The sequence below is a fragment of the Flavobacterium xizangense genome (assembly GCF_054075145.1).
Genome location: NZ_JBSIPG010000021.1, coordinates 1 through 7507, shown reverse-complemented (window position 1 = coordinate 7507; position 7507 = coordinate 1). Strand labels below are relative to the sequence as shown.

The following is a 7507-nucleotide window of genomic DNA, read 5'->3' as shown; positions in this document are numbered from 1 at the left end:
TTCTGGGTTAGGGCCGAAGACCGAAACAAAAACACAGCAATCCTGTATGATGAACTAGGTTTGGCAGAATATGAAGCTATCGAAGCTTTTAAACGCTTTGATTACTAAAAAGATTTCTCTTGTTTATGTTGAAACCTCAGAATATTTTTTAAAAATAATTGAATTAAAACTTGGTTTTTAATAATGATACTTAAAGCTGCGGTTGTAAATTCTACAGCCGCCAGTTTTGATGTTTTTGGTAATTTTATTTGTAGTTTTCAGAGACCAATGTGTACTTAAAGAGGCGTAATTGCTGGATAGGTATTACATTGGTTTTAGAAAAGCATGACTTTTTTAATATAATTTTAAAATGAAAAACAAGCCTATTACAATTAGAAATATTGCCAACGAACTGAAAATTTCGATCACTACTGTTTCTTTTGTATTGAATGGCAAGTCAAAGGAAAAACATATTTCAAAGGAGCTGACAAAAAAAGTTTTAGATTATGCTAAGCTAGTGAATTACAAGCCTAATCAAATTGCTCAAAGTTTGAGAACAGGCAAATCTAAGATTCTTGTTTTCATGGTTGAAGATATCTCAAATAGTTTCTTTTGCAAGTTGACTCGGATTTTTGAAGATATGATATCCAAAGAAGGTTATAGAGTATTATTTTGCAGTAATGACAATAATGATGAAAAGTCGCGTGAACTAATCGAGTTGTTTAATCATCGACAGGTTGACGGATTTATTATTGTGCCTTCTCCCGGACTACAAGTTACCATTGAAAACCTGATAAAACAAAACATTCCGGTTGTTTTGTTGGATCGTTTTTTTGATGAATTAGATTGCAATGCTGTTACTACAAATAATAAGCAGGCTACCTATGATGCCACACTTCATTTAATAAAAAATCAGTTTAAAAATATTGCTTTTATAACTACAATGTCCAATCAAACTCAGATGATGGATCGTTTATCAGGTTATAAAAAAGCAGTTTCTGATTTTGGCTTGAAAGCTAATACTCAATTTATTTCTTATCATGAAATGCAGAATGGAAAACAGCATATTAAGCAATTTTTAATTGAAAATCCAGAAATTGATGCTGTTTTTTTTGCCACAAATTATTTGGCTCAAATTGGCTTAGAAGCGTTTAAAGAATATGATAATAGTTTAATAGATCGAATTGGAATTATTTCATTTGATGATCATGAAATGTTTAGACTATTACCTGTTTCAATTAGTTGTGTTTCACAACCTTTAGAAAAAATTTGCTCTAAACTAATGGAAATTATGCTCCAGCTTTTAAAGAATAAAGATGTGTCAGAATCCACTAATAAATGTATATTAAAGTCAGAGCTAATTATACGAGAATCTTCTACTAATAGATTTACAAATCCGGTAAAAGCAGTTTTTTAAGTTGAATAGTGAACAGTCTTTTAGATTTTAAAAAATATTAAAATTTATTTTTTTAATGTTGCTTTTTACATTCAAAATCAAACTTAAAAAACATTTATAAGTATCATTATTTGAATTTTAAAAAGTAGTAAGGTCTTAAAATTTAAAAAGTTATCTCTTTTTTTCAAAAAATAAACTTTTAACTGTACTATTTTTCTTTAATATTTTAAAAAGTTTTAAACTTTTTAAAATATTTTATTAACAAACGTTTATAATTCTTTAAATCGCAGTTCTTGTGTTTGTTAGGTTTTATGCGTTATTGTGGTTTTTAAATTGCGTTATTTTGCGTTTTTTAACTTAAAATCATATTTTAAAGTTAACATTTTTGCGTTTTTTTGTAATATATTTACTGTTATTAACCTTAAACTGCCAAATTTATGAAACAAAAATTACTCAATTTATTTTTTTTATTACTGGTTAATGGGCTCATGTTGGGCCAAGGAACCAATATACCACTGGGTTGTTCGAATAGTGGACCCGAAATAAGTACCAGCCCTAAAGCAGACTTGAGAGGGACTTATTTGACATCTGTTTACAATTTAGATTGGCCGAGTAACAGAACTGCAACTCCCGCAGTTCAACAAGCCGAGTTGATTACAATCTTAGATAAATTGGTTCTTACAGGAATCAATACTGTTTATTTTCAGGTTCGGCCAGAATGTGACGCGCTTTATAATTCATCAATTGAGCCTTGGTCTTATTGGTTGACTGGAACTCAAGGTGTGGCACCAAATCCGCTTTGGGATCCTTTGAGTTTTGCTATTACAGAGTGCAGAAAACGAGGCTTGGATTTGCATGCATGGTTAAATCCTTATCGTGCAAGTGTTGGAGGTTATACCTTGGCTAATAATCACGTTTCTAAACTAAATCCTTCTTGGGTTTTTACTGCTTCTAACAATGCTAATCTCAAAATTTTGAATCCAGGTTTGCCTGCTGTACGAAATTATATTATAAGTATTGTACAAGATATTGCGTCGCGATATGACATTGACGGAATTGTTTTTGACGATTATTTTTACCCAGATCAAGGAATGGCAAACAATCAAGATGCTGCGACTTATGCTAATAATAACCCAACAGGAATAAGTAATATTGATGATTGGCGCCGTGATAACGTTAATAAAATGATTGCGGGCGTTTATGATGCTTTACAGGTAATTAATGCCAATAATAATAAAAATATTGTTTTTGGTGTTGCTCCGTTTGGAATCTGGAAAAGTGGAGTTCCTACAGGAATTGTCGGAAATCCGTCATACAGTGCTTTATATTGTGACCCAATAAATTGGTTGCAAAATGGCAAAGTAGATTTTATTTCTCCTCAATTATATTGGAAAATTGGTGGTTCTCAAGATTACATCAAACTTTCGCAATGGTGGAATGATCAGGTGGCAACTTATGGGAGACATTTATATATTAGCCAAGGTTATGATCGATTGCCTAGTACTTCGTCTCAAAACTGGCCAGCTTCGGAAATTCAAAATCAAATCGATCAAAACCGAATTCCGGCGATGACCAATACTTTTGGTCAGACTTCTTATTCAACTCAATACATTATGAGTAATGAAAAAGGAATCGCAACAACTTTGCAAAATAATCAATATAAGTATAAATCTTTTCCGCCATCGATGCCATGGAAGGATAATGTTTGTCCATTGGAGCCAACTAATATTAGATTTGAAGGAAATATTCTCAAATGGGACGCTCCGGTTGCTGCTAATGATGGCGATTTGGCAATAAAATATGTCGTGTATGCATTTGCAACGCAGGCAGATATTCCGAATTTTAAACAAGATGGTACAAAAGTTTTGGATATCGTAAATGCAACACAAATTACGTTGACTTCGACTCAATTAGCTGCTCCTAATAATTATTTCTTGGTAACAGCTTTAGATAAAAATAACAATGAAAGTGCTAATATTACAGGTGTTCCGTATAATAGTTTGCCAGCAGCTCCAATAGCTTTAAGTCCGACAGAAGGAGAATTATATGTGAGCTCTCCAGTAAATTTTTCGTGGAATTCTACAGTCACAAATGGAGACTATCGCATTCAAGTTTCAAAGTCTGCAACGGGATGGACAGATACGAACGGATTTACAAGCGTTACAACACCAAACTCGACAGTTGTTGTAAATGATGTTGTGAATTCAGTTATGAGTTATGTTTGGAATCAAACCAATGCTGCAGTTTATGAAGCTCCGGTAGGAGGAACCACTTATTACTATACCATAAGAAGTTATAGTGCTGCAACAGGAACTTCAAAATATTCTGCTCCTGTGAGTTTTACTCCAAAAAGTGCCAATTGTACCGTACCAGGAACAACCGTTATTACCATTGATAATGTTGATGCGACTCTTGTAGGTTCTTGGACAGCAACATCTGCAACTTCAGGTTATGTTGGATCAAATTATATTCATGATGGCGATACTGCAAAAGGAACGAAAACAGCGACTTTTACACCAACAATTCCACAAAGAGGGCGATACGAAGTTTTTATTAATCATACTGCAGGAACCAATCGCGCCAATAACGTGCCTGTGGATATCATCCACGAAAGTGGAACAACAACAGTTCCTGTAAATCAACAAATCAATAATGGAACTTGGGTTTCGTTAGGAACTTATAATTTAAGTGCGGGTACTAATAATAAAGTTGTAATTCGTACGAGTGGTACTTCTGGTGTTGTTATTGCTGATGCCGTTCGATTCTATTTTATAGATTGTTTGCCAGATGCAACGCCGCCAGTAGCAGATTTTACACCGGCCTCGGCAACAATATGTGCAGGGCAAACGGTAACTTATACTAATGCTTCGACTAATGCTACTTCTTACAGCTGGTCATTTCCAGGAGGAACCCCAAGTACGAGCACTGTTGCAAATCCAGTTGTAACTTATAATACTGCGGGAACGTATAATGTTGCTCTAACAGCGACTAATGGCGCAGGTTCAAATACGAAAACATTAACGAATGTAATTACTGTAAATCCTTCAGGAGCAGTTACAGCAGGTTTTACAGCCCCTTATTCGGAAGTGGCAACTGGCGAAAACATGACTCTAAGCAATACCTCTACAGGAGCCACAACTTATTCCTGGACTTTTCCTAATGGTTCACCGGCAACAAGCACAGCAGTAAATCCAACAGTAAATTTTACTACAACAGGTACTAAGACCATTACATTGGTCGCTTCAAATGCTTGCGGAAGCAATACTTATACGATGACAATTTGTGTCGGAACAAATACCAAAACTACGCTGGAAACTTTTGAAAGTTCAGCTGGAAGATTTACAAGTGTTCCAACAGCATCGGGTTCGACTGTTGGAATTGCAACGACATCAACATTGGCGAGGGCGACGGATAGTTTTAAAAATGGAACAGCAAGTTTAAAGGCCGTTTTGAATGATAATACAACGGTAACAACAAACTGGTTAGTGCGTTTACTTTCAGGAGGAGGAACGCCTGCAAATAATCAAGCTTTTGTGGGAAATCAGGGATCTTTTGGATTTTGGCTTAAAACAAGTACAGCAAATGCAGGAGCAACTGTTACAGCTTGGATTGATGATACAGATGGTTTGGAAGAATTACCTCCAATAGCCATCATCAATAACGGGGCCTGGAATTACTACGAATGGTTTTTACCAACCGCAGTAGGGACAACTATCACAACTGGAAATGGAATTGTTGGCGGGGCTTCGGTAACATTAGATGCCATTGTAATCAAACAAAACAATACCGCAAATACAATGACAGTTTGGATTGATGATATTCAGCACAATTATATTTCAGCTTGTTCTGGAACTAGAAAAATGTTGAATACAGAACAAATTGAAGAGATTGAGGACATAAAGGTTTCTGATGAGTTAATCGTTTATCCAAATCCAACTAACGGAATATTAAATTTAAAATTGGATAGCAATATAAAATCGGATGTTCGATTGTTTAATGTATCTGGACAACAATTGCTAAATACCACTTTTGAAGGTACGGAACAGCAGCTTGATCTAAATAATTTTGCACAAGGAATTTATCTTCTTCAGGTTGCGACCGATGGAAAAATTACGACTAAAAAAATCATTTTAAACAAGTAATTTTTTGTTTTTAGGCTAAAAGACCGCCAATTGAGTGGCGGTTCTTTTAGGCTTACTATTTACTTTTCCGAATATTTTTTCTTATTAACCATAAACCAATTTAGACTATTTATTAACAAAAACAAAAAGCATGAAGAAAAACAAACCTACTATTTTTCGAAACCAAATTGCTGTAATTATGGTTTTGTTTAGTATTGCAACTGGTTTGGCACAGACAACGCCAGACTCCAAGAAACCAAGTGATTCCCAACTGTATTCTTTGGCCGACAAGTATTTAAAAACGGCTATTAAAAAAGAAATAAAATCAAATGGCGAAGTATTTCTGCAAAGAAACATGGACGATTATTTAACGTTGGCAAATAAAACTACCGTGACCAGTAAAAAGTCAGAAGTACAAGAAAAACATGATGAACTAGAATGTGATCATAACGGAGAGCTTTTGAAAGAGTATCTAAACAGGCCACATCCTTCTGTTGTAACAATGACTAAATATTTTGCCGAAGCAAGCAAGGAATTTGGTGTTCCAGTAGAAATTTTGATGGCTGTTGGGCAAGTACAAAGTAATTGGGCACAAGTGTCTTCTTCTTTTTACGGGTCTTGGGGTGTTATGGGATTGATTGAAAGTGACTACAACAACCAAATTGCTGTAGCTGCAAAATTAATTAAATCGACTCCGGAAGCTATTAAAACTGATGCAAAAACTAATATTAGAGCGGCAGCTGCTTTGCTTAAAAGTTATCAAACAAATGCAAATCCGAAAAGCCTTGAAGATTGGTTTAATGCAACTCGTGAGTTGACTGGTTTGAAAGATGAAGCAATGAAAACTTCATTGGCAGAACGTTTCTTTAAAGTTGTTAAAGAGGGTTCGAAAACCGTTACACTTTGGAAAGAAATTATTGATATTAAAGGAAATGTGGTCACAATTCCGTCATCTAAAACTTCGAAAAGTACTACTGCAAAGGGAAGCGCAACTGAAGCAGTTATGGCAGTTGATTATCCAGGAGCTTTGTCAAGAATTACAGCTTGTAATTATGGAGTAGGACGTAACGGATATGGTATTGATTACTATTTCGTCCACTATATGGCGACAGGTACTTACGAAGGTGCTATTTCGTATTTTAATGATTGTAGCAGAACAACTCCAACCTCTGCGCATTATTGTATTCGTAACTCTGATGGCCAAATTTCTCAGGTAGTTCGTGAAGCAGACCGTTCTTATTCTCAAGGAGTTTCAGGATATCCGCAGTGGAATGGAGCAGGAGTTAGTACAGAGCATGAAGTATTGGCGACGAATTTATCGATGTGGGATAGTCAGCCAATGTTGAATGCGGCTGCGGCTTTGGCAATTGATGTTTGTGATAGAAATGGTGTTCCAAAAACAAGACGCGTAACGAATGGCAATCGTGGAATTTATGGCCATAATGACGTAAACTCAGGAACAGATTGCCCTAATCTTACCACAGCTCGCTGGAATGTTTTATTAGCGAAAATTGCAGCTGGCAGTACAACAAATGTTCCAGTTCCAACAGCACCTTCAGCGGGTCAGGTATATGTAAGCACTCCAGTAAACTTTACATGGGATTCTACAATTTCAAATGCCGATTACCGTATTCAGGTTTCTAAATCGAATACAGGCTGGAATGATACAGACGGATTTACATCAGCGACAATACCAAACAGTACAGTAGTTGTAAATGATGTTGTGAATACTGTAAAAACCTATTCATGGAATACGACAAGTGCAGCAGTTGCAGAATCTCCAATAGGGGGAACTGTATACTATTATACCATAAGAAGTTACAGCGCGGCAACGGGAACATCAAAATATTCTGCTCCTGTTAGTTTTACTCCAAAAAGCGCCGGTTGTACATTGCCAGGTTCGACTTCAATTACGGTAGATAATTTAGCAGCGTCATTGGTAGGGGCTTGGACTTCAACTTCTGCGACCGCAGGATATATTGGAACAGATTATATTCATGACGGTGATACA

General features: G+C 35.7%; 3 protein-coding genes. All 3 read left to right on the top strand.

The features are described 5' to 3' along the window. Positions 1-349: 349 nt before the first annotated feature. A complete protein-coding gene (locus ACWA1B_RS22290; RefSeq protein ID WP_456910773.1) occupies positions 350-1396 on the top strand; it encodes a LacI family DNA-binding transcriptional regulator in 1047 nt (348 codons plus the stop codon). 416 nt (positions 1397-1812) lie between these two features. Then, positions 1813-5517, top strand: coding sequence for a family 10 glycosylhydrolase (locus ACWA1B_RS22285; protein WP_456910771.1), 3705 nt, complete (start codon positions 1813-1815; stop codon positions 5515-5517). 130 nt (positions 5518-5647) lie between these two features. Then, positions 5648-7507 (top strand): peptidoglycan recognition protein family protein (locus tag ACWA1B_RS22280; RefSeq protein ID WP_456910769.1); only part of this gene is annotated, 1860 nt, incomplete at its 3' end.

Bases quoted from the DNA above. Each gene is read 5' to 3' on its own strand.
- ACWA1B_RS22290 (WP_456910773.1), top strand. From the start codon at position 350: ATGAAAAACAAGCCTATTACAATTAGAAATATTGCCAACGAACTGAAA.
- ACWA1B_RS22285 (WP_456910771.1), top strand. From the start codon at position 1,813: ATGAAACAAAAATTACTCAATTTATTTTTTTTATTACTGGTTAATGGG.